Consider the following 26,260-nt stretch of genomic DNA (forward strand, 5'->3'; position numbering starts at 1 on the left):
GTGAGCCTCTCAGGAAGGGGGGCCGGGCCGGTCGTCGTGCGGAGCGAGCACCGCGGTGAAGATCTCACCGAGCTGACGCACCTGTTCCGGGGTGAGCGGGTCGAACAGGACGCTGCGGACCTCCTCGACGTGGCCCGGCGCGGCCTCGGCGAGCACGTCGAACCCGTCGTCGGTGAGTGTGGCGATGGTGGCCCTGCCGTCGGTCTCGTGCCGGCGCCGCCGCACCCAGCCGGCCCGCTCGAGCTTGGCGACCGCGTGCGACAGCCGGCTCGGTGACGAGCTGACCGTCCGGGCCAGCTGGGACATGGTCATGGAGCGTCCCGGCGCCTCGGACAGCATCGCCAGGATGATGTAGTACCCGTGCGGCATGCCGGCGTCGCGTTGCAGCTGGCGGTCCAGCGCGTCGCGGAGAAGCTGGTTGGCCTGCAGATACGTCCGCCAGATCCGCTGTTCGTCCGCACTGAGCCACCGAGTCCCGCGCACGGGGCCAGCATAGGTAGATGGTTGAGGGCTCAAGTGTGCGGCCCTATGATCACCTCGGCGGAGGGCACGAGGCGTGCCGTCGTCAGCCGGCCAGCGTCAGTGTGGCGCGCCGGACCGGCGGCTCGCCCGCCCACGTCGTCCGGTTGCCCGCGCCGGTGGTCTCCGGGCCGATGTCGAAGCCGAGCGCGGCCAGGAACCGGTCGCCGGCCGGCCAGGCGGTGCTCGACGTGGCGGTGACCTCGTCCAGCCCGGCCTCCCGCGCCTCGTCCAGCAGCACCTTCGCCACCGCTCGGGCGAGTCCGCGGCCGCGATGCGTAGGCGCGACCAGGAACAGCCCGACGGCGGCGGCGCGCCGGTGCGGGTGGCCGAGGACCGCGTCCACCAGGCCCACGATCTTCTCGCCGTCGCGGATGGTGAACAGCCGCTTGTCCTCGAACGACGCACCCTCGGGCAGGGAGTAGAACAGGCCCTGCACGTCTCCGGGGCCGGACGGCCCCCCGGTCACCGCCTCGAACCAGTCGTCGCAGGCGGTGAAGAGCTCCAGCAGGCCAGGCTCGTCGTCCGGCTCGATCTGCTCCCTCACGACGACGGGCCCGAAGTCGGTGGCGACGGTCCAGATCATGCCGTCACCATAACCGCCAGCGTCATCAACCTGTTGCCTCACGAGGATCGTGTGTGCTTCACCATGCTTGTGAGCCTGGTGGAGCGCGAGGACGCCTGGTGATGTGGCGGACCGTTGACGATCGAGCGGTACCAGGTGCTCGTCGCAACGGCGGAACTCACGCCGTGTTCGGGGCGTCGAAGTGATGTGAGGATCGGTCGGGCCGGGTTGGTCGCCGTCGCAGCGGCGGCGGTGCTTCTCGCCGGGTGCGCAGACGACTCCCGCACGTCCGGCGACGACCCGACCACGACGGTCTCCCCCACGGCTGAGATCCCGACGGCCACGCCCACGCCGACAGTGACGCCCACTCCCACGCCGACGCTGGAACCGACCGAGCCGGTGCCGCAGCCCACCACGCTTCCCGACGTCGGTGAGCTGACGGGCGTGCCGGAGCGGGGAGTCGAGTCGGGCTGCTGGCTGCTCGATGGGTATCTGCTGCTCGGCGCGGACGAGACGTTGCTCGCGTCGGGGCAGCCGCTGCGCATCACCGGACACGTGGAGCACGATGTCCTCACGACCTGTCAGCAAGGCACGCCGTTCCGGGTCGAGAACGCGGTGCCCATCCAGTGACCCGCCACCCGAACCACGGGCATGGAAAAGGGGGCAGGCCCTGGCTGCGGGACCTGCCCCCTTTCTCGTGCGATGGAGCCTCGAGCGGTCAGGCCGCGCGCGACACCTCGATGCGGGTCGGCGACGTGCCGGCGTAGGCGCCGGTCACCCGCACCGTCAGCACGCCGGCGTCGTAGCTGGCGCTGACGGCGCTCGGGTCGACCGGAGCGCCGAGCGAGACCACCCGGCGGAATCCGCCGTAGCGGACCTCGCGGACGCGACGGCCGTTGCCTTCCTTTTCGCGGGTGTCGCGACGCTCACCGCGCACGACGAGCCGGCGTCCCTCGACCTCGACCGTGACGTCGTTGTCCGGGTCGACGCCGGGCAGGTCGAACCGGGCCACCAGGTCGTCGCCCTCGCGAGCGACGTCGGCGGCCGGCGCGAACCCCGTCGCGGTGCGGGTCGCCGGGGCGTCCCAGAACGAACGGAACAGTCGGTCGACGTCGGGGAACGGGACGAGTGTGGTGCTCATGGTGTCTCCTTCGGTGTCGTATTCCTGGTACGACCAGGTCTGACACGTATAACTTGAGTCGACCAGACTCAATTCCCAGGAGGCGTTCGCCGACGGCGATCAGGCGCTCAGGCGGCCGCCGTCTCAGTCGGCGCGGTACCCGAGGTGGACGCTGCGGGCGCTGAGCGAGTACACGTCGTCGCGATCACCGAGCCATGCGTCGTCGTCCGGGTCGAGCAGCAGCGACCAGGCGCGGACGTCGTCGGCGTCGAGCTCACCGTCGGCCTCGGCCCGGTGCACCCGGTGCGCCAGCCCGTCGATGACCGAACGCAGGTCGCCCCGCCCGAGCGGAGTGGGCCGCTCGAACGTGAACGTGCGGGTCGTGACGTCGATCAGTCCCGTTCGGCGCAGCGCGGTCGGCCAGCCGTACGGCATCGCGACGCTGCCGGGCAGGCACTCGCGCATCCGGGCGAACCATCGATCCTCCGCGGCCAGGAGCCTGGCCTCCAGGCCGGGCACCCCGACGCCGACGTCCCAGGGCAGGTGCCGTGGCGGCAGGCCGCCCTCGGCCAGGGCCAGCCGGCCGCCGGGCGCGAGCAGGGCGGCGAGCGCGTCGATGGCGGCCTGCTGATCGGCGAGGTGATGGATCGACGACGACGCCCAGATGATGTCCGCGCCGCGGACCACCTCGGGCAGCAGCGCGAGATCGGTGTCGAGGTCGGCGCGGAGGAGCCTGAGGTGCCCGTCGTCGAACCCTGACTCCACGATCCGGCGCCGTGCCGTGTCGAGAACGGTACCGTCAGCGTCGACGCCGACGACGAACGCGGCCGGCGGCAGCTCGGCGCCGAGCGCCACGGCCATGCCGGCGCCGCCGCAGCCGATGTCGACCGCCAGGCGGTCGGCCGGCTGCACCAGCTCGTGCGCGATGGTCCGGTACCAGGCGGCGTCGTCGGCGACTGCGGCGCTGAGCCGGTCCGCCTCCTCCGCCCAATTGATCACGACGGATGTCTGTTTGCCGTTCATGCTGCCCCCCGTGGCGTCGACTCCGGCCGACCGGCAACCAGCCCACGGACCGTCACCCTCGTCGGCCAGCACCCATTGTGCGCCGTCGCGGCGCGTGTGGGTACCGCTGCCGGCGGTCCAGTTGCCGTGTCGAGCCTTTCTGGGAACGAGTCTCATTGAAGCACGAGCCGCGGCATGATAAAAGTGAGAATCGTTTTTAATGTCGGATTCACCTCGAACCCTCCGAACCGCACGGGAGTGCCGTATGCAGCAACCGGTGACCCGGTGAGCGTCGCCGCACCATCGTTGGATCGCAATGGCGCCATCGGCCCGGACGGCAACGGCGCGGCCAAGCGCCGGGCACCGGTCGCGGGCCTCGTTGCCGTGCTCGTGCCGGTGCTCGCCGTCTCGGCCGTCCTGGCCATCGGGCTGGGGCCGACGGTGATCGCGCCCGGCGACACGGCCCGTCTCCTCTGGGCAGCCGTCAGCGGTGGCCGGGTCGGCGCCGACGAGGCGACGACGTACCAGATCATCTGGCAGGTGCGCACGCCGCGCGTGCTGCTGGCGGGCGTCGTCGGGGCTGGGCTCAGCGTGGTCGGCGTCGGCGTGCAGGCGCTCGTGCGCAACGCGCTGGCCGACCCGTTCGTACTCGGGGTGTCGTCGGGCGCCTCCGTCGGCGCCGTCGCGGTCACCGTCGTCGGCGGTCTCGCGTCACTGGGCGTCTACGCGGTGTCCGCGGGCGCGTTCGCCGGTGCGCTGGCGGCGACCGCCCTGGTGTACCTCGCCTCGGCCGGCCGGACCGGGATGAGCCCGCTGCGGCTGGTGCTGACCGGCGTCGCGATGTCGTTCGGGTTCCAGGCGGTGATGAGCGTCGTCGTCTACTTCGCACCGAACAGCGAGGCGACCAGCACCGTGCTGTTCTGGACGATGGGCAGCTTCGGCGCGGCCACCTGGGGATCGCTCCCCGCCGTGGCGGTCGCCGTCGTCGTCGCCGTCGTCGTGCTGCGTCGGCTGGCCCGGCCGCTCGACGTGCTGGCCCTGGGCGACGAGACCGCAGCCAGCCTCGGCGTCGACGCCGGCCGGCTGCGGACCGGCCTGTTCGTGCTGACGGCGCTGACCACCGGTGCGATGGTGGCGGTCAGCGGCGCCATCGGCTTCGTCGGCCTGGTCATGCCGCATCTCGTGCGCATCATGGCCGGCGCCGGGCACGCCCGCGTGCTGGCCGTCGCGCCGCTGGCCGGCGCCGTGTTCATGGTGTGGGCCGACCTGGTGTCGCGGACCCTGGTCGCACCCCGCGAGCTGCCACTGGGTGTCATCACGGCCCTGGTGGGCGTGCCGGTGTTCATCGCGCTGATGCGCCGGCGCGGCTACCTGTTCGGGGGTCGGTGACGTGGACCTGCGGCTCGACGCGGTCAGCGTCGCCGTCGACGGCGCGAGCCTCGTGCGCGACCTCTCCCTCCACGTGGCGCGCGGCCGGGTCGTCGGGCTGATCGGCCCGAACGGCAGCGGCAAGTCCACCGCGCTGCGCTGCGTCTACCGAGCGCTGCGGCCGACCCGCGGCACTGTCCGGATCGGCGGCGACGACCTGTCCGCCCTGACCCTGCGGCAGAGCGCCAGGCGCGTCGCCGCGCTCACCCAGCAGGGCGGCAGCGACCTGGACTTCACCGTCGAGGAGGTCGTGGCCCTCGGCCGGGCGCCGCACAAGCGCGGCAACGAGCCGCTGACCGGCGCGGAGCGGGAGCTGTGCCGCCGTGTCATGGACCGGCTGGACCTGCTGCGCCTGGCCGCGCGCGGGGTGCTGTCGCTGTCCGGGGGCGAGCGGCAGCGGGTCCTGGTGGCCCGGGCACTGGTGCAGGAGCCGGAGGTGCTCGTCCTCGACGAGCCCACCAACCACCTGGACATCCGGCACCAGGTCGAGGTGCTCTCGATGCTCCGCGACGACGAGCTCACCGTGCTCGTCGTCCTGCACGACCTCAACCTCGCCGCGGCCGCGTGCGACCGGATCGGTGTCCTGCACCAGGGCCGGATCGTCGCCGAGGGCTCACCCGGCGAGGTGCTCACCGCCCAGCTGGTCCGCGACGTGTTCGGGGTGGAAGCCTGCGTGGTCGCCCACCCCGTCACCGGCTCGCCACAGGTGCTCTATTCGCTCGTCAGCACACCGGAAGGACGTTGGACATGACCCGTCACCGAGGTACCGCACTCGTCGTCGCGGCGATCACGGCATCGGTTGCCGCCGGCTGCGGCGCGGAGGTGGAGTCCGCCGGCGAGGCCGGCACGGTCACCGTCGACCGGTGTGGCGAACCGGTCGAGTACACGACGCCCCAGCGCGCCGTCGCCTACGAGGGCGGCAGCGCCGACAAGCTGTTCGCGCTCGGCCTCACCGACCATGTGCACGGCTACGTGATGCCGCCGGCCAACCCGCCGGTCGAGGAGTCGCCGTGGGCGTCGGAGTACGCCGAGGTCGAGTTCCTCAGCGACGACCTGCTCAACCGGGAGCTCGTCGTCGACGCCGACGCGGACCTCGTCGTGGCCGGCTGGAACTCCGGCTTCAGCGACCAGCGCGGCATCACCCCGGAGATCCTCGACGAGCTGGGCATCCAGAGCTTCATGCACACCGAGTCCTGTTTCAACTACCCCGGCCACCCCGAGCAGGTCACGCCGTTCGACGGCCTCTACACCGACCTGGAGCGGCTGGGCCGCATCTTCGGGGTGGAGGATCGTGCCGCAGAGGTGATCGCCGAGTTGCGGGAACGGGTCGACGCGGTCCGCTCGCAGGTGCCAGCGGGCGACCCCGTCCCCGTCTTCCTCTACGACTCCGGCACCGACCAGCCCTTCACAGCGGGCAACCAGGTGCCGCCGAACGACATCATCGAGTTCGCCGGCGGCCGGAACGTCTTCGCCGACCTCGACGAGCGCTGGACGCAGGTCGGCTGGGAGGCCGTGGTCCAGGCCGAGCCCGAGGTGATCATCATCCTGGACTACGGCGACCAGCCCGCCGAGGACAAGATCGAGTTCCTCCGCACCTCGCCGATCACCCGTGAGCTGCCGGCGGTCCGGGCCGGCAACTTCTACGTCATGAACTACAACGAGGGCATCAGCGGGCCCCGCAACGTCGACGGTCTGGAGGGGTTCGCGGAGTACCTGCGGACGCTGCGAGGTTGAGCCAGGCCAGGGCACTGTGGCCGGTCCTGCTGGCCGCCGCGGTCAGCCTGTTCCCGTTCACGGTCTACTCGACGTTCCTGGTGCCGATCGCTGCCGCCGCCGGCGCGGACACCGCCGCTGTCGGCGCACTGCGCGGGCTCGGCGGGGTCGCGGCGCTGGTGACCGGGGTGGCGCTCGCGCCGGTCGTCGACCTTGTGTCGAAGCACCGCAGCGGTGCCGCGGCCCTGGTGGTGCTGGCGGCGTCGTCGCTGCTGGCGACCGAGGGCAGCTATCCGGCACTGCTGGCGTTCTGTCTCGGCGTCGGGACGGCGACGGCGGTGCTGACTCCGTCGTTGCTGGCTGCCGCGTCCGAGGCCGCCGGTCCAGCCGAGGCCGCCGGCCGGGCGGCGACGCTCGTCACGGCGGTCGGCTCACTCGCCGCGGTGCTCGCTGGCCCGGCCATCGGCGTGATGGCGGGCTGGCGGGGCTGGCAGGGAGCGCTGGTCATCACCGCCGGGCTGGCGCTCGCGGTGGCCGCGGTGCTGGCTGCTCGGCCGGTGGCCCGCGGCGCGGTGCCGGCGTCGCGTGGGTCGTATCGGGGTGCGCTGCGGTCGGTGCTGACGCGGCCGCTGCTGGCCGCGCTGGTGCTATGCGCGACGCTGCGCACGGCCGCCTTCATGGGCCACCTCGCCTACCTGGCGGCGGTGTACGACGAGCGCTTCGGCCTCGACGCCCGGACCTTCACACTGGTGTGGACGCTCAGCGGCGCGTCCTTCTTCGCCGGCAACCTGGCCGGCGGCCGGTGGGCCAACGACGCGCGCGCGCCCGCCGCGCGGCCCCACCGGATGCTGGTGGCCGGCCTGATCGGCGCCACCGTCGCAGTCGTCGCCGTCTTCCAGGTGACGGTTTTCGGCTTGGCGCTCCTGGCCACGGCCGTGCTGGCGGCGAGCCACGCCGTCGTGGCGGCCGCCGTGACGACGCTGATCGTCCGCGGCGACCCGACGATCCGGGGCGCGGCGCTGAGCGTCAACGCCGCCGGCATGAGTCTCGGGGTGTTCCTCGGAGCCGCGCTCGGCGGTGCCGGCCTGGCCCTGGCCGGTTACGCGGGCATCGCCGCCGTACTCGGCGGTCTGACCCTGGTAGCCCTGGTGATCGCGGTGGCCGTCGGCCGGCGACCGCACTGATCCCGAACGGGGCTCACGTCACTCCTCCGGCAACGTGTTGTCCCACGTGGAACAACGGGAACGACGACGTGAGGAGAGCGATGAGCAGCTTTGACGCAGCCCGTGCGGCAGGCGGCCTCTTCCTCGTCGGCGGTGCGGCCATGGCGTTGGCGTATGACGCACGGCGTGCGACGCGCGATCTCGATGCGGACTTCGCCCGACCGAGGTCGTGCGAAAAGCCGCGGCCACTGTCGTCGAGAAACACGAGTTGGAAGAAGACTCGCTGAACGACGCGGTGAAGGGCTGAGGGCTCAGCCGTGGTGCTCAGCCGCAGCCGCAGGCTCCGCCGCAGCAGCCGCCTCCGCCGCCGGCGGGCTGGCTGGAGCCGCCGGTCAGGCCGACGGTGGTGAGCAGCTTGACGGTGTCGTCGTGGCCGGCCGGGCACGACGCGGGCGCGGCCGCGTCGGCCATCGGGCGGACGACGTCGAACGTCGAGCCGCAGGCGCGGCAGCGGTACTCGTAGGTCGGCACGTCAGTCAGCGTAGCCGATTGCTGTCCTCGGCCCGGTTGAGCAGGAACGCGCGCTCCACGTCGTTCGCGGTGAGTTCGGCCGCGCGCCGGTACGCGGCGGCGGCCTCGTCGGTCCGGCCCTCCTTCAGCTCGACGTCGGGCCCGTCGGTGACGAGCAGGTCGTCAAGACCTGGTGGCGGCCGCAGCGTCGTCGCCGTCGTCGACGGACGCAGCGCCGCGCCCGAGTGCTCGATGCCGCGCTTCTCCAGGTAGGCGATGAACTCTCCGTGCGCGCTCAAGGCCCCCGGTGCGGACCTCGCCCGGCGCCGAGTCCCAGTCGGTGTCGGGTTCGAAGAGCAGGAGCATGTACTTCATGACGGCTCGTCCTTCCGTGTGGTGGCTGCCTACCACCCATGACGAACGGGGTACGGCGGAATCGACAGTAGGCTCGGCGAGGGACGAGTGGAGGGGTGCATGAGCGAGCAAGTCGATGTCGTCGTCCTCGGCCTGGGCGTGGGCGGCGAGGCCGTCGCGGGCGCGCTGGCCGAGACGGGGTTGAACGTCGTCGGTATCGAGGGCCGGCTGGTCGGCGGCGAGTGTCCCTACTGGGGCTGCGTCCCGAGCAAGATGGCCATCCGCGCGGCCGACCTGCTGGCCGAGGCAGGCCGCGTCGACGGCATGGCCGGGCACGCGGAGGTGACGCCGAACTGGGAGCCGGTCGCCACGCGCATCCGCGACGAGGCCACCGACGACTGGAACGACCAGGTCGCGGTGGACCGCTTCACCGGCAAGGGCGGCCGGTTCGTTCGCGGCTGGGGTCGCCTGGCCGGGCCCGGCCGCGTCGAGGTGGACGGCACGACGTACGAGGCCCGCCGCGCCGTCGTCATCGGCACTGGGGCCGCGCCGGCCAAACCGCCCATCGACGGGCTGGCCGACACCCCGTACTGGACCAACCGCGAGGCGCTGGAGGCCAAGGAGCTACCCGGCTCGCTGCTGGTGATCGGCGGCGGGGCCGTCGGGATCGAGCTGGCGCAGGCGTTCGCGCGGTTCGGCGCACAGGTGGGCATCGTGGAGTCTTCGGGTGGGCTGCTCTCGCGCGAGGAGCCGGAGGCATCGGAGCTGGCGGCAGCCGCCCTGCGCGCCGACGGCATCGACGTGCGGCTCGGCGCCCACGCCGTCGCGGTCCGCCACGATGGCGAGCGGTTCACCGTCACCCTCGACGACGGGGTGGACCTCGGCGCCGAGCGGTTGCTGGTGGCGGTCGGACGGCACAGCGATCTCTCCGCGCTGGGCGTCGACACCGTCGGCCTGGACCCGACGGCGCGGCAGGTCGAGGTCGACGAGCACCTGCGCGCCGGCGAGCGGCTCTGGGCCGTCGGCGACGTCACGGGCCACGGCGCGTTCACCCACGTGGCCACCTACCAGGCCGACATCGTCGTGCGTGACATCCTCGGCGAGGACGGGCCGCCAGCGGACTACCGCGCGCTGCCGCGGGTGACGTTCACCGACCCCGAGATCGGTGCGGTCGGCCTGACCGAGGCACAGGCGCGCGACGCGGGCGTCCGGGTCGAGACGGGCCTGGCCCAGGTTCGGTCCACCGCGCGCGGCTGGATTCACAAGGCCGGCAACGACGGCGTCATCAAGCTGGTCGCCGATGCCGACGCCGGCATCCTGGTCGGCGCGACGTCGGCGGGGCCGACCGGCGGTGAGGTGCTCGGTGCGCTCGCGGTGGCCGTGCACGGACGGGTCCCGGTGGAGACGCTGCGGCACATGATCTACGCCTATCCCACGATCCACCGCGGCATCCAGGACGCACTGCGCGACCTCGGCTGAGGCTTACGAGAGCCAGCCCATCGGGTCGGTGAACTCGCCGTTGACCAGCACCTCGAAGTGCAGGTGGCAACCGGTGGAGGAGCCCGTGGTGCCGACCCGGCCGATCAGCTCGCCGGCGGCGACCGTCTGGCCGGGGCTGGAGCTGAACGCGGACAGGTGGTTGTAGGTGGTCGTGACCTCCATCCCGCCGATGGTGCCGTGCGAGATGGTGATCTGGTTGCCGTAGGCGCCCTCGTAGCCGGTGGACTCGATGGTGCCCGGATAGGCCGCGTGGACGCCGGAGCCGCAGGAGGCGCCGAAGTCGGTGCCGCTGTGCAGCTTGTAGACGCCGGTCACTGGGTGGACCCGCATGCCGTACGGCGACGTGATCGGGCCGGTGGAGGGCCGGGCGAAGGTGCCGTCGCCGGTGGGCGGCGGGGTGTCGGTGCCGCCGTCGTCGCCGTCGCCGCGGTCGGGCTGGTTCTCGGCCTCGGCCCGCTCCTCGGCGGCGCGCTGGGCAGCCTCGTGGATGTCGCGGACCTCGCGCAACACCTCGCTGGCCTGCTGGGTCGCGGACTCCGCCTCGGCGAGCGCAGCGTCGGCCTGCTCGGAGAGCTCCGCCGCGGCCGCGGCGGCCTCGTCGGCGGCCTTCACGTGGCCGTTGGCGCGGTCAGCGGCGTTGGTGGCCTCGGCCTGGGACTCCGCCGCCTGGCGGATCATCGTCTCCTGGACCCGCATCAGCTCGTTGATGCCCGTCGACTGCGACTGGAACTCCGTTGGGTCCGCAGCACCCAGCTGGACCAGCGACCCCAGCTCGGAGTTGTTCATGTAGGCGTTGGCGGCGAGCTGGCCGAGCGACCGCCGGGCCTGCTCCGCCGCCTGCTCGGCGTCGGTGACCTGGCCGCGGGCGCGCTCAGCGCGGGCAACGGCCTCACGGGCCGCGGTCGCCGCGTCGAGGGATGCCTGGCTGGCCGCTTCGGCCCGTTGCTGAGCTTCCTGCTCGGTCTGCTGCGCGGCCTCGAACTCGGCCTGCGCCGCCTCGAGATCGGTGGCTGCCTCCTCGACGGAGGGGACTTGCCCATCGGCGGGGAGCAAGGATGCCTGACCACGGATGTCGCTGGCGTCGGTGCCGATGCTGGTGGTGCCGGTCGACGCGGCCGGCGTGGCCACCGTCGACGACGGCACCCCCCATGTCACACACCCGACGGCCGCGGCCGTCATGATCGCCCCCAGAGATCGTTTCCTCACTCGGGGCTCTTCCTGTCCTGGGTCATCGGCGGCTACTGTAAGCGACGTTTGCCCGGTATACAACCAATGGCTGTATCGACAGGGAGCCCTCATGCTCGACGCCGGCGCGGAGCTCGAGGCCTCGCTGCGCCCGCTGACCTGGCCTGATGTCGAGTTGTTCGCCGGTGGCGGAAACTTCCTCCGCAGCAGCGGAACGTGGCTCTACACGGCCACCCGTCGGCCGGTGCCGGGCGCCGTCGACGTCACCCTCGCGCGCCGCTACGCAGGGGTCGGCCGGGCGACGCGCGACGGTGTCGAGGTCGCCCTGCTGAACCGGTCATGGGTGGACGGGCCGCAGGCGCGCCCGGAACTCGCGTGGTGCGCCCCGTTCGGTACGCCGCCCGAGGGCCAGGGCGATGACCCGATCGCGGTCCCCGTCGCCGAGCTGGAGGCTCGCGGCCCGGTGGTCGTGGGCATGTCGGCACCGGAGTTGGAGCCGGCCGAGCTGCTGACGGCGTCGGCGATCGCGCGTCTGCTCGGGGTCAGCCGCGGCACCGTCAACGCCTATCACTCGCGCGGGCAGATGCCGCCGCCGGTCGCGACCCTCAACCACCGGCTGCCGCTGTGGACCCGCCCGATCATCGACCATTGGACCGCGAGCCAGACCCGCCGGCGCCGCCCGCTGCGCTAGTAGTTGCCCACCATGATCATCAACGGGTGGCGACGCCATGACGTCGCCACCCGTTGATGATCATGTGAGAGCCCCGCGCCGTCGGCTCCCTGCACGTCAGACGCTTTTGGTGCGCCCAGTGCACCGGGGGTCTGAATCGTTCGCGCGGTCGAAGACGAACTCATACGCGCCGTACATGCTGGATCCCCGGGACACCCGGACGTTGGAAATCTGCCGACTCGAGCTCCCGGCTGGGACATTGTCGCCGGAGATGTAGGTGTGCTTGACCGAGTCCGTGCCGCCGGTGTTGACGGTCTTGACGCGCGCCACGACGTTGTTCTTGTTGCCAAGACCAGTACCTAGCAGTCTCCACCGGTACGTGTCCGGATAATCGAATGAGCCGGAGGTGTGGTAGTCCAGCCAGAAGAACGCTGTGTATTGGTCATGGCCGACGTAGACATCGCACGCACCCTCCGTCGAGGCAGCGAGTGCATTGCTGGCCGTCAGCGCTAGTCCGGCGCCGACGACTGCCGAGGTGACCGCCCGAACGAGTCGCTTCGTCCATCGTTTCATGCGCAAATCCCATCTTTCGTGATCATCAACCGGTGGGGACGCCCATGACGTCGCCAACCGTTGATGATCACCGGATGTTTAGACTGGCGGGTCCCACCGCACAGTGCCGTCGATGTCCACCGTCACCAGCTCGCCGGCCGCGGTGAACATCGCCGCGTCGACGTCTCCGCGGCTACTGGTCGTGGTGCCCGACGCGTGATATCCCTCTGATCTGTGGATCAGTCCTCCGCCACGGCGGCCGCCCGGATGATCTCCTGGTCGATCCGGTTGCCCTGGGCGTCGGTCGCGCTGATCCGCAGCGACAGGTAGCCGTTGTGCCCGCGGGGCGGCCGAGCCGTCAGGTGGGCGGAGTACTCGTCGTCGGAGTTCCCGCGTACCCGCAACGGCCGCCAGGTGGCGCCGTCGTCGTAGGAGGCCTCGACCGTGACGTCGGTGATCGGGACGTCCGCGCCGGCGAGGTGGCCGACCGTCACCGACACCTCGGCGGGTCCGCGCCGCTCTCGCGGGCCGGGCAGCCGGTTGGTGAGGTCGGCGCCGAGATCGTGGTCGAGTGTGAGCAGCGGCACGACGGCGACCTCGTCGGTGTGCGTGGAGGTGAAGGTCCACGAGGTCGTCGACCGCGTCGAGAGCTGCGCCCACGGGGTCCTGTTGTCGATCGAGTAGTCGATCCGGTAGGTCTCCTCGCCCGGCGGCAGCGCGATCGTGCCGGAGGGCAGCTCGACGCCGGACACCTCGCCCAGCAGCTCGTCGCCGTGCCACACCTGGAACAGCCCGGCGTAGCCCTTTCCGAAGCCGTCGGCCGTGGCCTCGCCGAAGTTGCCGGCGGCATCGACGTAGCCGGCGGTGGGGATGATCAGGATGTCGCCGTCGCGCGCGAGCGGTCGGTCGGTGCGGAAGCCGGGGACCAAGGGCTGGCGCAGCCACGAGTGGTCCTGGACGCCGGGCCGGTCGTACACCGTCTCGGTGCTGGTCAGCCGCAGGGGAGTGACGAACGGCTCGGGCCAGAAGCTCCCGTAGGCGTCCTCAGGCGTCGATGCGCCGTACTCCCACGTGGTGCCCGGGTCCGCGACGTAGTAGTCCGTGCGAGCCGCTGGCGCCGATCGGACCGGGTACGCAATGCCGACCGAGTAGTCCCATCCGTCCACCAGCGGCCAGGCCACCTCGGTGAGGCTGCCGTCGACCTGGACGGTGAGGTCGCGCTCGACCGCCGCGAGATCGTCGGTGTCGGCGACGTGCCGCAGGTCGCTTGGGATCCGGTCGTGATACGCGTGGACCAGCTCGTACAGGTACGGGCTGGACGGCGTGCCGACGGCGCTGAGCTCCACCTCGCCGGTGCGCAGCCGCTCCAGCAGCGCCGTCCCGTCCTCGTGCGACAGGCGTACGGTCGGCACCTCGAGCCGGATCCCGGTCGCGCCGATCTCGCCGCTGGAACCGGGCTGGTCGTTGTAGACCGCCACCATCGTGGCGCCGGCGGCCGCCGCCGCGTTCGCCTGGTCTCCGACCGAGACGTCGTCGCTGCGCCGCACCAGCGCGAGCGCGCCGTCCAGGTCCAGGCCGTCGAGATCGCCCGGGGTGGCAGTCCCGGCGTCGACCACCGGCATGGTCGCCTCGCCGTCGAGCATCGGGAACTGCCAGCTGTTGTCGCTGAACAGATCGGCCTGGTAGTACGCCGGCCGCAGGTCTAGTCCGGACACGTCGAAGGTGATCTCCGGGGCGGCGAGCCGGTACCGTGACGACGCCGCGAACGAGCCGATCGTCACGTCGTCGGTGGGCTGCAGGAAGATCCGCTCCTCCAGCTGCGTGCCCGGTGAGCTCAGCAGGTTGTCCGTGGCCGCGACGCCGTTGTCCGCGACGCGCGCCCAGCCCATGTCGGCGGCCGCGCCGGGGTTGGCCCAGCTGTCGTGGTCCGGCGTCTCGATTTCGACCTCGACGGCTTCGCGGGCGTCGAGCACGACCGTCGCGTCGGCCGCCACCTCGACCTCCGGGTCGCCGACCAGGGCCGCGTGCAGCGGCACGGTCGTGTAGGAGAGCCCGTCGCTGTCCGCCCACGCCGGCTTGGTGTAGACGAACGACATGACGGAGTACGTGCCGGCGGGGACGCGCACGCAGCGGTCCAGCCCGGCCGGCTGCTCCGTGCATGGCTCCCACATCGGGTCGCCGGTCGCCACGTCGACCACCGGCGAGGCGACGAACGTGGCCCAGGGGATCGACGGCCGGCCGTCACGGGCGATCGCGCGCACCGTGAGATCGAAGTGCTGTGCCTCGACCGAGAACGCGACCGGCAGCCGCAGCGCGGCGGCGTCCGTGGTGTCGCCGACCGGAGTGGCGAGGAGGTAGCCGGCGTAGTCGCCGGGCGTGCCGCCGGCCACGTCCAGGGCGACCTCGGCCTGCGCCGTCGCGCCCGGCGCGATAGTGAGCCGGTCCGGGCTGATCGTGAGGCCCTCGGCGGCCGCGCCGGTGAGGGCGGTGTCCAGCTGGAGCGTCACCGGCTGGTCGGTCACGTTGCTGTAGGAGACGGTGCGGCGCAGCGGCTCGGCCGGGCCGTCCTCGGGGAACGGCACGAGGCCGAAGCTCAGCGAGCCGGAGCCGGCCAGGGCCGGGCTGTCCAGCACACGGCCCACGTCGATGCGGCCGCTGCCCTGGTCGAACACGCTGAACTCGTCGGTCGGCACGGCCGTCGACATCAGCGCCGCCTTGAGTTCCTGGCCGGTCAGCTCCGGCCGGGCCTGCGCCAGCAGCGCTGCGGCGCCGGCCACGTGCGGCGAGGCCATCGAGGTGCCGGACAGGGCGACGTACGGGTCGTCGCCGACCGCCGTGGCCTGGGCCGCGGAGATGCCCACGCCGGGCGCGGTGACGTCGGGTTTGGCGTCGTACCCCCGGAAGACCGGGCCGCGGCTGGAGAAGTCGGCGAGGGTGTCGTCACGGTCGACGGCGCCGACGGTGAGCGCGGACGGCGCGTCGCCCGGGCTGCCGACGCAGGCCGTGCAGCTGTTGTTGCCGGCGGCGATGACGAACAGGACGTCGTGCTCGGCCGAGAGCCGCTCGACCGCGCCGGTCAGCAGCGGCGCCTCGATGTGACCCGGGCCCAGGCCGAGGCTCATGTTGACGATGTCGGCGCCCTGCCCGACGGCCCACTCCATGCCCGCGATGGCCCACGAGACGAAGCCGCCGCCGGAAGCGTCCAGGACCTTGCCGCTGAGCAACTTCGCCCCGGGCGCCACGCCGCGGCGGGCACCGTCGGAGGCCGCGCCGGTGCCGGCGATGGTCGAGGCCACGTGCGTTCCGTGGCCATTGCGGTCGACGGTGTCCGCCTCCTCGGTGAAGTTCGCCGCCGCCTGCACCTGGCCGGCGAGGTCCGGGTGCGTGTCGTCGACGCCGCTGTCGAGGACCGCGGCGGTGACGCCGTCGCCGTCGTAGCCGGCCTCCCACGCCGCCGGGGCGGAGATCTGGCTGGTGCTGCGGTCCAGCCGGGCCTCCACCCGCGCGTCGAGCCAGATCTTCTCCACGCCTGCCAGCGACCCGGCCGCGAGCGGCTGGGCGCCGGCCTCCGCCAGTCCGAACACCGCCTGCGACAGGGCGTCGGTGGACCGGTCGGCGTCGACGGCGACCGCGCCGACGCTGTCCAGCCGCAGCCGTGGCTCCACGCCCGGCACGGCGGCCTCGCTCAGGGTGCGTGGCTGGTCGTCGGCGTACTCGAGGATGAGCGGGAGCTGGTCGCCGCCCGCGTCGTCCAGGCCCTGGTCGATCAGGGCGGTGACGTCGAACAGCGCGACATCCAGCCGGGCGGGCACGAGCGCGGCGACGTCCGTTGGCAGGACGTAGGTGGCGTCGCCGCGGGTGGAGACCTGGAACTGCGGTACGTAGCCGTCCGGGCGCGGCGAGGAATCGACCGTGATGGCCGGCTCGCCACCCGGCCCGTCGTGCACGTGCACCTGGTCGCCGGTGATGAGCGTGACGGTGACGGCGCCGCCGTCTGCCGTGCCGAACGACGTAGCCGGCGCCGGCGTGCCGCCGAGTGCGGCCGGCGTGCTTGCGCCCAGGGCCGCGACGACCGACGCGCCCAGCAGGACGGTGGCCAGCTTCGGTGCGGTGGCGTGCTGCTGCCGACGACCCATCACGACTCCTTCGCCCCATTCCGACCAGATCGACCACCAGTTTTCAGAGGGTGAACCGGTCGACGCCAGGTCCGGAGCATGGCGAGGTTTGGTCATGGCATCATCTGGCCATGCTGGAAGCGCTCGGGGTGATGCCGCAGGACGAGGAGCTCTACCGGGCGCTGCTGCGTCATCCCGGCGCCACCCTCGACGACCTCGCCGACGCCGGCGGGCTCGCGGTCACGACGGTGCGCCGGTCCGTCCGGCGCCTGGAGGACCTCGGCCTCGTGACCCGCTTGGCCGGCGCGCCGGTGCGGCTGATGCCGGCGCGGCCGGACGTGGCGGTCGAGGTGCTGGTCGCGCAGCGGCGGCAGGAGCTCGTCCAGGCCCAGCAGGGCGCGCGTGGCCTGCTACAGGAGATGTCGACCGAGCAGATGCCCGAGTCCGACGGGCTCATCGAGATCGTCCAGGGCCGGCAGGCGGTGGCGCACCGGTTCATGCAGATGGAGCAGACGGTGTCGCGCGAGCTGCTGGTGCTGGACCGGCCGCCGTACGCGCAGCCCGTCGAAGTGCCGAACCAGCGGGAGTACGAGCTGCTCGCCCGCGGCGTGCGCTGCCGGGGCATCTACGCGCCGGAAGGGCTGGAGCAGCCCGGCCGGCTGGCCGAGCTGCGGCGGCTCATCGAGGCCGGCGAGGAGGCTCGCACGTCGTCGGCGGTACCGCTCAAGATGGCCATCGCCGACGGCTCGGTCGCGATCCTGCCGCTCAACTTCGAGCAGATCACCGAGCAGGCGCTGGTCGTGCACGCCTCTACGCTGGTGGATGCGCTGGTGTCGCTGTTCGAGGTGCTGTGGGAGCTGGCGGTGCCGCTGGCGGGCTTCCAGTCGGTGCCGGACGGCGGGGTGGGCGGCGGGCTGCTGCAGCTGCTCGCGGCCGGCCTCGGCGACCAGGCGATCGCCCGGCAGCTGGGCGTCAGCCAGCGCACCTTGAGCCGTCAGCTGGCGACCCTGATGGAGCACCTCGGGGCCCGCACGCGGTTCCAGGCCGGCGTGCTCGCGGCCCGCCGGGGCCTCGATCGCGGGTGAGTCGCGCGGGTTATACGCGAAGCCCTCCTAGATCACCACGAGCCCCTCGCCCGAGGCACCCATCGGGTGTTCGGACCATTTCCGCGCCAGATCCGACATAGGCCGCGTTGCGTACCTAGTCTCCAAGACAACCGCAGGTGAACGGAGCGTCGCCGGCGGCAGGCCAGACGCGAGGGAGCCTGATGAGCGAGCTGTCGATCCATGTGCGGACCGAGCCGGTCCGCGAACGTTTCGTTGCCGTTCGCCCGCCCGTCGCTGCCGTGCCGACGCCTGCGACGGTGGTCGCCCGCCGGCCCCTGACGGCAGCGAGCGCTCTCGAGATCGCCGACCGGGCCGACCGCCGCCGGCTGCCCGCCGGCGAGCGCGCGGCCCTGCTCGTCGGCACCGCGGTATACGACCACGTCGACTACCCGCGGTTGTCGACGGCGGCCGCGGGGCTCCGGCATATGCAGCAGGTACTGGAGCGGCCGGACGTCGGCATGGCCGACGTCGTCCGCGTCGTCGCCGACGCCACCCGCACCGACATGATGCGTGCCATCGAGACGTTCCTCGACGAGCGTGAGCTCAGCGACACCGTGCTGGTGTACCTCGCGGGCTACGCGGGCGTTTCCACCCGCGACGGCCGGCTGTTCCTGGTCGCATCCGACACCGACCCCGCCGACCTCGAGGGCACCGCCGTCGCCGCGGACTTCCTGCGCCAGCGGCTGCAGGAATGCCGGGCGGCCAGCAAGGTCGTCCTGCTCGACCACTGCGCCGCCGGCGACGAGCCGGACCGGCTCTCGGTGCGTGGCCGTGAGGTGATGCCGGAACCCGCCGGGGTCTACGTCATCTCCGCCTCGCGCACACTGCGGCCGGCCGCGGACCTGGCCGATTCCGCGTCGACCCTGGGCACCACCAGGTTCACCGAAGAGATCGTCGAGGGTCTGCTCACCGGGCGGGTGAAGTCCGGCCTCGGCGCGTGGGTGACCGCCGACGACCTCGCCGCCTACGTCGTCGACCGGCTTACCGAACGCGGCGTCCCCGCCGACCGGCTCCCGGCGACGTCGACGCTGGCGGTCTCCGGCAACCACGTCATCGCCCGGTCCGCCGTCCGGGCGCTCAGCCTGCTCGACGGGGACCGCGCGGCCGAGCGCCCGGTCACGGCCCAGCCACGGGCCGAGAACCGCCACGAGGAGCTGGCCGATCCAGGCTGGCGCGACGTGATCGCGTACTACCGCGCCTGCCTGACCGAGCCACGCGCGCCCGAGGTGCTGCCGTCGCGCGACGAGGAGTCCGCCGACTGGTTCGCCATCGGTTCCGGCCCGGAGGTGCTGCTCAGCGGCACCGAGGCGATCGCGCGGGCACCGCAGGGGGTCGACACGTTCGACTGGAAGGAGCGTGACGTCTGGTACGGCTACCCGTTCGTCACGCTGGCCGGCGGGGGCCGCCGGCACTCCGCCAACCCGCTGGCCCCGCCGAGCGTGGCGCCGCTGCTGGTGCGGCGGGTCGAGGTGACGGTCGACGCTCGCGGCGCCGCGGCGCTGCGGCCCACCGGCCCCGTCGTGCCGCATGCGGGCGTGCTGCAGGCCTGCCTGGACGACCAGGAGGCGGCGAGTGTGCTCGCGACCTGGCGGCAGAGCTGGAAGCCCGGCGACCGCGAGCAGATGCTGGCCGCGATCCGGCAGCTCATGGGCCGCCTCGGCCTGACCGAGCTGGACGAGCTGGAGCCCGCCGAGCTGTCGGCCGACGACCTGCGCACCGCGACCCGCACCGGCATCCACAACGCCGCCTGCGTCCTCTACGTCGAGTCCGACCGGCCGACCGCCTTGGCCGTCAGTGCCGAGCTCGGCTCGGTCGCTGACCACCGGACCCAGATCCCGGGCACGGCCCTGGAGTACCTGGGCAAGCCGGTCGGCCTGCGCCGGGTGACCGGCACCGTCCCACCACCTGTGCTCCCCGCGGAGCTGGACGAGAGCCAGCAGGCGGTGCTGACCGCCGCGATGACCCGGCCGCTCACCGTCGCCGCCGCGCCGCCCGGCACCGGCAAGGAGCGGTTGATCGTCGACGTCGTCGCGACCGCGGTCGCCGCCGGGCAGAAGGTCCTGGTCACCTCGACCGACGACGCCGCGTTGCACGAGCTGGCGCGGCGCTGCGGCGCGCTGGCGCCGGGGCTGCTGATCAAGACCGGCGACGCTCAGGCCCGAGCGGAGGAGAAGCAGCTGGTCCGCGAGCTGCTCAGGTCGACGAAGGGCGAGCCGCGGGGTCGCCGCCGTAGCACCGTCGAGGCCGAGCTGGCCGCCGTCCGCGACGACCTGCACGAGTGGCGGCGGCTGCTGCGCGAGCGCAACGCCGTGGAGACCCGGCTGCGCAAGACGACCGCCGCCCGCGCCGCGGCGGCCGGTCGGCTGGGCCTGTCCGTCGGCGTCCTCGGCCAGGCGTGGCGCGAGCACGACGCCGCCATGCGGGAGTGGATCGACCGGGCCCGCGAGCTGACCGACGTGAAGTTCCTCGGCGGGTTCCGGCGCCGCAGCCTGGTCGTCGCCTACCTGCGGGCCCTGGGCGAAGGCGGCATCGACGCGGGCTCGCTGCGCCGGCAGCTGCTGGAGCCGGCCGCGTTCGACTCGCTGCTGCTCTTCGCCCGCGCGGAGCAGCGGCTGCGCGAGGACCGGTGGACCGTCGAGCAGCTGGGCGACGACCTCCTGGACGCCCAGGGCCGCGTGCTCACCGAGCGGTTCGGTGAGCTCTCCGCCGAACTGATGGCCGTCGTCGTCGCCGAGCAGGCGGCGGCCGCCCGCGACGAGCTGACGGCGCGGCGGCGGGCGCTGGAGCCCGGCGGCAAGGACCGCCCGGCCAGCCAGCGGCACCTACTGGACCACCTGGGCGGGTGGGCCGTCACCGTCGACGCCGCGCAGCAGCTCGCGCTGGAGCCGGGCATGTTCGACCTCGTCGTCCTGGACGACGCGCACCGGTGCTCGGTGGCCGAGGCACTGCCGGTGCTGTTCCGGGCCCGCCGGGCCCTGGTGATCGGCGACCCGCGGCTCCGGCCGCAGCAGCCGCCACTGAGCGACCACCGCATCCGCAAGGCCCGCGAGAACGCGGGCCTCAGCGCGGCCTGGCTGGAGCACCGCCGGCTGTCGTTCGGCGCCCACTCCGCCTACGACGCCGCGCTGGGCAACGTCGACCGGCCGATCCTGCTCGACCAGCACGACGGCTCGCACCCGGGTATCGCCCGCATCGTCGACGAGCACTTCTACGACGCGCGGCTCACCGTCGTCACCGACGTCAGCGGGCTGCGGCGGGCCACCGATGCCGAGAGCGGCGAGGCCACGCTGCTGCTGTGGGAGGACGTCAACGGCGCGCCGGAGCGCGGCCTGAACGGCGGCTCGTGGCGCAACCAGGCCGAGATCGACCGGGTCGTGTGGGCCGTCAACGAGCTGCGCGACCAACTGCCCAAGGACGCCGCCATCGCCGTCGTCACCCCGTTCCGGGCACAGGCGGAGGAGCTGCGCTCGCTGTTCCGGTTCGAGCCGGTGCGGGTGGTCTCCGTCGACGATGCCGAGCTGGCCGCCTGCGACGCGGTCGTCCTCTCGCTGGTGGCCGGCGAGGACATGCCGGAGCAGACCGTGCGCTGGGTCCAGGCGCAGGCGGACCTCTGGAATGCCGCCCTCGGTGCCGCCAGGTCGCACGTCGTGACGGTCGGCCAGCACGGGTTCTGGTCACGGCGCTCCGGCCTGCCGGAGCTGCTGGCCCGGCGGTCGTCGGTGCGCTCGTTCCACGTCCACCCGATCCCGCCGGCCTTCGCCGAGTCCGGTGGTGACGTCGACCCGCTGGTCGATCTGCTCTGCGAGCGGCTGACCGCCGCCGGACACGACGTCACGCCCAACGCCGTCGTCGACGGGTACCGGTGCGACGCGCTGGTGCGCACGCCGGACGAGACCGTCGCGGTGCTGCTCGACCGGGGCTGGCCGGCCGATCAGGACGCGTCGCGGCACGCACGCCTGCTGCTGCTCCGGCGCCGGCTACTGCTGGGCCTGTCCGCCTCGCCGGAGGGTCCTTCGGTGACGCGGGTGTTGCGGGTGCCGACCTGGCAGGTGCGCTCCGGCGAGCCGATCGAGGGCCTGATGGCCTGAGTCCGTTTTCGCCGAGTTTGACCAATTGTCATCGCGTATGGGCAAGATCGGCGTCACACGTGCCGTGACGTCGAGAGGACACGACCATGCGCATCCTTCGCCTCGCGCTACCCGCACTTCTGGCAGTCTTGGCCTTGATGGCAGGGGCAGTGGTACCAGCGGCCTCGACCGACGTCGCGCGGTCGGCCGCTGGTGAGCCGTCGCCGCGTGACCGGCCGCTCACCGTCATGAGCTTCAACATCCACCACGGCGTCGGCCTGGACGGCATCCTCGACCTGCAGCGGGTCGCCGACGTCATCAAGACCGAGGGCGTCGACGTCGTCGGTCTGCAGGAGGTCGACCGGCACTGGGGCGAGCGCAGCGACTTCGTCGACCAGGCCGCCTGGCTCGCCAGCGAGCTCGACATGCACGTGGTCTACGGCGCCAACCTCGACCTGGACCCGCTCGAGCCGGGCGCGCCGCGCCGGCAGTACGGCACCGCGATCCTCAGCGAGCGCCCCATCCGCGAGTGGAGCAACACCTTCCTGCCCAGGTACGAAGGCCACGAGCAGCGCGGGCTGCTGAGCGCCCGGATCAACGTCCGCGGCGTCTGGGTGACCGTCTACAACACCCACCTACAGCACAACGACGCCAACGAGCGGCTGGAGCAGGTGGCCGCGATCCAGGAGCTGATCGGCACCCCGGACCACTCCGTGGTTCTGCTCGGCGACCTCAACGCCACGCCGCAGTCCCCGGAGATCCAGGAGTTGGTCGACGACCTGGTCGACACCTGGGAGGCCGCCGGAGTCGGCGACGGCGACACCTACCCGGCCGAGGACCCCAACGCCCGCATCGACTACGTCCTCACCTCCGGCGGCGTCATCGCGCGCACAGCCGCCGTGGTGGCCACCGACGCGTCGGACCACCTCCCGGTGCGTGCCGACATCCTGCTCCCCGGTGACCGCGTCGGCCTCGGCAGCTGAGGGTCCGGTTTCGGGCCAACCGCCGCGCTGTCGGTCCGCCGGCCGGACAACCGGGCCGGCGAATTCGAGCAACCGCGGGATGGTTCCGGTCCGCGTATCGTGGCGGTATGACTCGACGGTCAGAAGAACATCGAGCCGAGGAGGAACCGATGACGACGGTCACGGTGCCCGACGAGCTCCTGACCATCGAGGATTGGGATGCACTCGAGGAGACTGACGCCAATCGGCGCTGGCAGCTCGCCGACGGTCTGGTCGCCGTGGCGCCGTTTCCGTCGCTCGACCACCAGGAGATCGTCACCAACCTCACCATCTGGTTGCGTGAGCACCTACCTGCGGATGTGCGCGCCATCCCCGGTGTCGCGGTCACCATCGAGGCGGGCTTTCCACCGACGGTTCGCGGGCCGGACGTCACGGTTCTCGTGCGGGCTCGGCCGAGAACGAATGTGCTGCGAGTCGACCCTGCGGACGTGCGGCTGGTCGCCGAGTTCGTCTCACCGGGGTCGCGCCGGCTCGATCGGGTGACGAAGGTGTCCGAGTACCAAGACGTCGGCATCCCGCTGACCCTCGACGTCGGTGCGCTGCTGACGCTCGACTGACGCGATGCGCGCCTGGCGGGTGACGTCGCCGGGGCCGATGGCGTCCCGGCCGCTGACCCTCGTCGACACACCAGTACCCGAGCCCGGGCCGGGTGAAGTGCTGGTCCGGGTGCTCGCCTGCGGCGTGTGCCGTACCGACCTGCACGTCGCCGAAGGAGATCTCCCGATGCACCGGGAGGGCGTCGTGCCCGGGCACGAGGTGGTCGGCGAGGTGATCAGCGCGGGCGACGGCCTCGCGGCCGGTGACCGGGTCGGTATCGCCTGGCTGCGGGGCACCTGCGGTACCTGCCGGTACTGCCTGCGCGGCACCGAGAACCTCTGCCCGAGCTCCGTCTACACCGGGTGGGACGCCGACGGCGGGTATGCGGAGTTCGCCATCGTGCCGGCGGCATACGCGCTGCGCCTGCCCGGCGGTTACGGCGACGCCCAGCTGGCGCCACTGCTGTGCGCGGGCATCATCGGCTACCGGGCACTACTGCGCGCCGAGCTGCCGCCTGGCGGGCGGCTGGGCGTCTACGGCTTCGGCGCCAGCGCCCACCTGGCCACTCAGGTGGCCATCGCGCAGGGCGCGACGGTGCACGTCATGACCCGCAGCCCGGCCGCTCGCGCGCTCGCCCTCGACCTGGGCGCCGCCTCGGCCGGCGACGCCGCGGTGCCGCCGCCCGAGCCGCTGGACTCCGCCATCCTGTTCGCGCCGGCCGGCGGCCTCGTGCCCCCGGCACTGGCCGCCCTGGACCGCGGCGGCACGCTCGCCGTCGCCGGCATCCACCTGACCGACCTGCCGCCGCTGAACTACCAGCATCACCTGTTCCAGGAGCGGCAGCTGCGCAGCGTCACCGCGAACACCCGGGCCGACTCGCGGGCGTTCCTGCGCTTCGCCGGCGAGCACCGGCTCGAGGTGACCACGACGCCGTACCCGCTCGGCCGGGCCGACCAGGCGCTGGCCGACCTCGCCGCCGACCGCGTCACCGGTGCGGCCGTCCTCCTCCCGTAGCCGCCGTCAGTCCGCGTCCAGCGCCTTGATCATGCGCTTGAGCGCCACCTGACGGTACGAGGCGTCCAGCAGCTCGCCGACCTCGGTCCAGTCGACGTCGGCGACGGTGAAGTCCAGTGCCAGCCAGCCGCTCGGACCCCAGTAGGCCGGTGAGTAGAAGCGCGGGTCCTGCAGCAGGGCGGGCCGGTCGTCCGGCTCGGGCTTGAAGATCACCGCGAACGGGTGGGCGGCGTCGCCCTCGAACACGGCGAAGATCTTCTTCCCGGCCCGGAACGTCGGCCGGCCCCATGCCTCGACTTCGACGGCTTCGGGGAAGCCCAGGCAGGCCGCTCGCAGCTCGGCCAGGTGCGGGTCGTCGTCGCTGTACATCCGCGGGTGCGCCATGGGCGACACGCTAGCCTCGGCGGATCTCGCCGGTGGACACCCGTTGACAACGGCGCGTCCTCCTATATTCTTCGTGTCGAAGAAATTCACCTCTGCCCGTCCCGGACCATCCGGGGTGCGCCTCCGACGAAGTGGGTGGTGAAGTGAGAGTCATCCGTCAGCAGCCGACAACCTCGGCTACCGCGCTGTCGCTCCCGTCGCGACGAGACCTGTTGAAGTGGGGTGTCGCGGCCGGGGCCGCGCTCGGGCTCGTCGGGTGTGGCTCCGACGAGACCGGCTCCCAGGGGCAAGGGGGCTCGGCGACGCCTCGGCGCGGTGGCACGCTCACCATCGCCCAGCCGACCGAAGCGAACCCCGCCCAGGCCCTGAACCAGAACATCGCCAACCAGAGTTGGCGCCGGGCCGTCTACGACTGTCTGGTCGACTTCGACCCCGAACGGCGCGAGGTGGTCGAGGGCCTGGCAACGGCCTGGGAGACCAGCGCCGACGGCAAGCAGGTCGTGCTGACCCTCCGCGACGGCGTCACCTGGCACTCCGGGCGGCCGTTCGGCGCGGACGACGTCGAGTTCGCGATCGACAACGCGATCAACTCGACCCCGTCGTTCCAACTCGCCTGGGCCTTCCAGAATCTCCAGGGCATCGACAAGGCCGGGAACACCGTCACCCTCGCCTTCTCCGAACCGGCGACATCGATCTACGACGCCTTGAGCCTCCTGACGATCATCGACCGGGAGTCACACGACGCCTTCGTCGACGGCACCGCGCACGTGGGTACCGGACCCTTCGTCTGGGGCGATTTCGCCCCCGGCACCAACATCACGCTGCGGCGCAACGAGAACTACTGGCTCCCTGACCGCCCGTACCTCGATGGCATGGAGGTGCGGTTCATCACCAGGTCCGAGGCCCTCGTCTCGGCGGTCCGCTCGGAACAGGTCGACATGGGGCTCAACCTCCTGCCGCTGGACCGGGGCACGGTCGAGCAGGACGGCCGCTTCGACGTCGTCGCCTACAACACCTACGGCGCGGCGCTGTACGTCGGCGCCAACGTCGAGGTCGAGCCGCTCAACCGCAAAGAGGTCCGCCAGGCCATCAACTACGCCATCGATCGGCAGCGGATCAACGACGAGCTGTACCAGGGACAGGGCAAGGTCAGCGCCGCACCATGGTCGCCGACGAGCCCGGCCTACGACGAGGGCTGGGCCGAGGCCTACTCCCGCGACCTGGACCGGGCCCGGAGCCTGCTGGCCAGCGCCGGGGCCATCGACCAGGTGATCGCCGTCGAGGCCAACGCCGCGCAGTCGAGGGCGGCCGAGATCGTCGCGTTCAACCTCAGCGAGATCGGCCTGGAGACCGACATCCAGATCCTGGAGCCGGCGGTGATCACCGAGCGGTTCCAGAACCGCAGCTTCGCCGGGCTCTACCTCGCCTTCCACGGCTGGAACACGTTGTCGCCGGTCAACGTGGTCTACAGCGCCGCGCCGTTGCGGGTCGACAACAACCTGTTCCGGTTCGCCTCCGACGAGTACGCGCGACTGGCCGGCGAGCTGGCGACCGCTGTCGAGGACGACCAGCACGCCGCGATCGAGGCGCTGACGGAGTTCATCCTCGACGAGGCGTTCTGCCTCGACGCGGTCCACACGTCGAACAATGTCGTCACCCAGCAGGACGTGCACGGCTGGGCCTACAACGTCTGGGACGAGATGCTCTTCGCCGACGCGTGGAAGAGCTGAGCCC

General features: G+C 72.3%; 23 protein-coding genes. 13 read left to right on the top strand and 10 right to left on the bottom strand.

Annotated features, from left to right (window positions below; genetic code table 11):
- Nucleotides 1–9: 9 nt before the first annotated feature.
- Both E1269_RS10590 and E1269_RS10595 read right to left on the bottom strand, forming a co-directional pair.
- The gene (locus E1269_RS10590; RefSeq protein ID WP_131894150.1) at nt 10–483 is read right to left on the bottom strand and encodes a MarR family winged helix-turn-helix transcriptional regulator; all 474 of its coding nucleotides are present in this window, start codon (nt 481–483) and stop codon (nt 10–12) included.
- 82 nt (nt 484–565) lie between these two features.
- A complete protein-coding gene (locus E1269_RS10595) occupies nt 566–1,105 on the bottom strand; it encodes a GNAT family N-acetyltransferase (RefSeq protein WP_131894152.1) in 540 nt (179 codons plus the stop codon).
- A 186-nt stretch (nt 1,106–1,291) separates the two neighbouring features.
- Between E1269_RS10595 and E1269_RS32180 the strand changes: the two genes are divergently transcribed.
- Nucleotides 1,292–1,714 carry a hypothetical protein gene (locus tag E1269_RS32180; protein WP_162606338.1) on the top strand — a complete coding sequence of 141 codons (423 nt, stop codon included), beginning with the start codon at nt 1,292–1,294 and terminating at the stop codon, nt 1,712–1,714.
- A gap of 88 nt (nt 1,715–1,802) precedes the next feature.
- Here E1269_RS32180 and E1269_RS10610 read toward each other — a convergent pair whose 3' ends face one another.
- Together E1269_RS10610 and E1269_RS10615 are read right to left on the bottom strand one after the other, a co-directional pair.
- On the bottom strand, nt 1,803–2,225 hold the full coding sequence (locus E1269_RS10610) for an Hsp20/alpha crystallin family protein (protein WP_131894158.1): 423 nt from the start codon (nt 2,223–2,225) through the stop codon (nt 1,803–1,805).
- A 123-nt stretch (nt 2,226–2,348) separates the two neighbouring features.
- Nucleotides 2,349–3,203: a class I SAM-dependent methyltransferase gene (locus tag E1269_RS10615; protein WP_203433327.1), complete on the bottom strand. Its 855-nt coding sequence runs from the start codon at nt 3,201–3,203 to the stop codon at nt 2,349–2,351.
- 288 nt (nt 3,204–3,491) lie between these two features.
- Between E1269_RS10615 and E1269_RS10620 the strand changes: the two genes are divergently transcribed.
- Genes E1269_RS10620 through E1269_RS10635 form a run of 4 tightly spaced genes read left to right on the top strand, consistent with a single transcriptional unit; the run spans nt 3,492 to nt 7,531 of the window.
- The gene (locus E1269_RS10620) at nt 3,492–4,595 is read left to right on the top strand and encodes a FecCD family ABC transporter permease (protein WP_239000855.1); all 1,104 of its coding nucleotides are present in this window, start codon (nt 3,492–3,494) and stop codon (nt 4,593–4,595) included.
- 1 nt (nt 4,596) lies between these two features.
- Nucleotides 4,597–5,385 carry an ABC transporter ATP-binding protein gene (locus E1269_RS10625; RefSeq protein ID WP_131894164.1) on the top strand — a complete coding sequence of 263 codons (789 nt, stop codon included), beginning with the start codon at nt 4,597–4,599 and terminating at the stop codon, nt 5,383–5,385.
- The gene (locus E1269_RS10630) at nt 5,382–6,368 is read left to right on the top strand and encodes an ABC transporter substrate-binding protein (RefSeq protein WP_131894166.1); all 987 of its coding nucleotides are present in this window, start codon (nt 5,382–5,384) and stop codon (nt 6,366–6,368) included. Before E1269_RS10625 ends, E1269_RS10630 begins: the two co-directional genes overlap by 4 nt.
- Entirely contained in the window at nt 6,365–7,531 is a 1,167-nt protein-coding gene (locus E1269_RS10635; protein WP_131894168.1) for an MFS transporter, read from the top strand. The genes E1269_RS10630 and E1269_RS10635 overlap by 4 nt, the downstream gene beginning before the upstream one ends.
- A 303-nt stretch (nt 7,532–7,834) precedes the next feature.
- Here E1269_RS10635 and E1269_RS10640 read toward each other — a convergent pair whose 3' ends face one another.
- On the bottom strand, nt 7,835–8,041 hold the full coding sequence (locus E1269_RS10640) for an FmdB family zinc ribbon protein (protein ID WP_131894170.1): 207 nt from the start codon (nt 8,039–8,041) through the stop codon (nt 7,835–7,837).
- Nucleotides 8,042–8,046: 5 nt separating this feature from the next.
- Entirely contained in the window at nt 8,047–8,319 is a 273-nt protein-coding gene (locus tag E1269_RS10645) for a YciI family protein (protein WP_131894172.1), read from the bottom strand.
- A gap of 175 nt (nt 8,320–8,494) precedes the next feature.
- Here E1269_RS10645 and E1269_RS10650 point away from each other — a divergent pair, with 175 nt between their 5' ends.
- The gene (locus tag E1269_RS10650) at nt 8,495–9,853 is read left to right on the top strand and encodes a dihydrolipoyl dehydrogenase family protein (RefSeq protein WP_131894174.1); all 1,359 of its coding nucleotides are present in this window, start codon (nt 8,495–8,497) and stop codon (nt 9,851–9,853) included.
- 3 nt (nt 9,854–9,856) lie between these two features.
- On the opposite strand, the gene E1269_RS10655 is transcribed toward E1269_RS10650, so the two are convergent.
- On the bottom strand, nt 9,857–11,080 hold the full coding sequence (locus E1269_RS10655) for a M23 family metallopeptidase (protein ID WP_162606339.1): 1,224 nt from the start codon (nt 11,078–11,080) through the stop codon (nt 9,857–9,859).
- Nucleotides 11,081–11,171: 91 nt separating this feature from the next.
- Between E1269_RS10655 and E1269_RS10660 the strand changes: the two genes are divergently transcribed.
- A complete protein-coding gene (locus E1269_RS10660; RefSeq protein WP_131894178.1) occupies nt 11,172–11,750 on the top strand; it encodes a helix-turn-helix transcriptional regulator in 579 nt (192 codons plus the stop codon).
- 96 nt (nt 11,751–11,846) lie between these two features.
- On the opposite strand, the gene E1269_RS10665 is transcribed toward E1269_RS10660, so the two are convergent.
- Both E1269_RS10665 and E1269_RS10670 read right to left on the bottom strand, forming a co-directional pair.
- On the bottom strand, nt 11,847–12,302 hold the full coding sequence (locus E1269_RS10665) for a hypothetical protein (protein WP_131894180.1): 456 nt from the start codon (nt 12,300–12,302) through the stop codon (nt 11,847–11,849).
- Nucleotides 12,303–12,520: 218 nt separating this feature from the next.
- A complete protein-coding gene (locus E1269_RS10670; RefSeq protein ID WP_131894182.1) occupies nt 12,521–16,417 on the bottom strand; it encodes a S8 family peptidase in 3,897 nt (1,298 codons plus the stop codon).
- Nucleotides 16,418–16,527: 110 nt separating this feature from the next.
- On the opposite strand from E1269_RS10670, the gene E1269_RS10675 reads away from it, so the two are divergent.
- The 5 genes from E1269_RS10675 to E1269_RS10695 all read left to right on the top strand — a co-directional run bounded on the left by E1269_RS10675 (nt 16,528) and on the right by E1269_RS10695 (nt 24,142).
- Nucleotides 16,528–17,481, top strand: a complete 954-nt coding sequence (locus E1269_RS10675; protein WP_131894184.1) for a winged helix-turn-helix transcriptional regulator — start codon at nt 16,528–16,530, stop codon at nt 17,479–17,481.
- Nucleotides 17,482–17,663: 182 nt separating this feature from the next.
- On the top strand, nt 17,664–21,590 hold the full coding sequence (locus E1269_RS10680) for an AAA domain-containing protein (RefSeq protein WP_131894186.1): 3,927 nt from the start codon (nt 17,664–17,666) through the stop codon (nt 21,588–21,590).
- Nucleotides 21,591–21,727: 137 nt separating this feature from the next.
- Complete coding sequence (locus E1269_RS10685; RefSeq protein ID WP_203433329.1) at nt 21,728–22,552, top strand: endonuclease/exonuclease/phosphatase family protein; 825 nt, start codon at nt 21,728–21,730, stop codon at nt 22,550–22,552.
- 149 nt (nt 22,553–22,701) lie between these two features.
- Complete coding sequence (locus E1269_RS10690; protein WP_162606340.1) at nt 22,702–23,148, top strand: Uma2 family endonuclease; 447 nt, start codon at nt 22,702–22,704, stop codon at nt 23,146–23,148.
- A 4-nt stretch (nt 23,149–23,152) separates the two neighbouring features.
- Complete coding sequence (locus E1269_RS10695; RefSeq protein WP_131894192.1) at nt 23,153–24,142, top strand: zinc-binding alcohol dehydrogenase family protein; 990 nt, start codon at nt 23,153–23,155, stop codon at nt 24,140–24,142.
- A 6-nt stretch (nt 24,143–24,148) separates the two neighbouring features.
- Here the strand turns inward: E1269_RS10695 and E1269_RS10700 are convergent, their stop codons facing one another.
- Nucleotides 24,149–24,526, bottom strand: coding sequence for an MmcQ/YjbR family DNA-binding protein (locus E1269_RS10700; protein WP_162606341.1), 378 nt, complete (start codon nt 24,524–24,526; stop codon nt 24,149–24,151).
- A gap of 212 nt (nt 24,527–24,738) precedes the next feature.
- Here E1269_RS10700 and E1269_RS10705 point away from each other — a divergent pair, with 212 nt between their 5' ends.
- On the top strand, nt 24,739–26,256 hold the full coding sequence (locus E1269_RS10705) for an ABC transporter substrate-binding protein (RefSeq protein WP_162606342.1): 1,518 nt from the start codon (nt 24,739–24,741) through the stop codon (nt 26,254–26,256).
- The last annotated feature ends 4 nt before the right edge of the window (nt 26,257–26,260 follow it).

It is taken from the genome of Jiangella asiatica, assembly GCF_004349065.1.
GTDB lineage: Bacteria > Actinomycetota > Actinomycetes > Jiangellales > Jiangellaceae > Jiangella > Jiangella asiatica.